The sequence below is a fragment of the Acinetobacter sp. NIOH-H-8 genome (genome assembly GCF_046635365.1).
Taxonomy (GTDB): domain Bacteria; phylum Pseudomonadota; class Gammaproteobacteria; order Pseudomonadales; family Moraxellaceae; genus Acinetobacter.
This window is the reverse complement of sequence record NZ_JBHDVN010000228.1, coordinates 1-433: the sequence shown is the minus strand read 5'-3', so window position 1 is coordinate 433 and position 433 is coordinate 1. Positions and strand designations below refer to the sequence as shown.

At 66.1% G+C, this 433-nt stretch carries 1 protein-coding gene; it reads right to left on the bottom strand.

What is annotated here, in order from left to right; genetic code table 11:
* The coding region (locus ACEWB7_RS17950) for a SpoIIE family protein phosphatase (protein WP_411581084.1) at positions 1 to 433 on the bottom strand (433 nt) is incomplete at both ends.

Below are 433 nucleotides of genomic sequence, written 5' to 3'. Positions count from 1 at the left end.
CAGGGTGCCCTGCTTGGCGTCGATATCCAGCAGCGTGGCGCAGCAGAACATCTCCACCGGGAGGATCTGTTTGAGCTGGCATTGATCTCGCGAAGGATGTCGGTGCTGGAATAGCCCTTGGCGGCCATGCCGTAGAAGGTTTCGGCCAGCGGCATCGCGCCGCTCGCTGCCGGCAGGCCATGGCCGGTGAAATCGCCGAGCAGCACGAACATCTGCCCAGCCGGCGCGTGGGCCGCCAGCAGAAGATCGCCGTTGAATAGCGCCTGCGGGGACTGCCGGTAGCGGATGTTCGGCGCACTCAGGCAACCGGCGTGAGCGACCTTGTCGAAGATCGCCTTGGCCGCGCGATGCTCGTCGAGCAGCTGCTGGTTGCGTCGGGCGATCAGATCGCGCTGCTCGAGCACCGTGGCCTGCAGACGGCGCAGGCGATGCA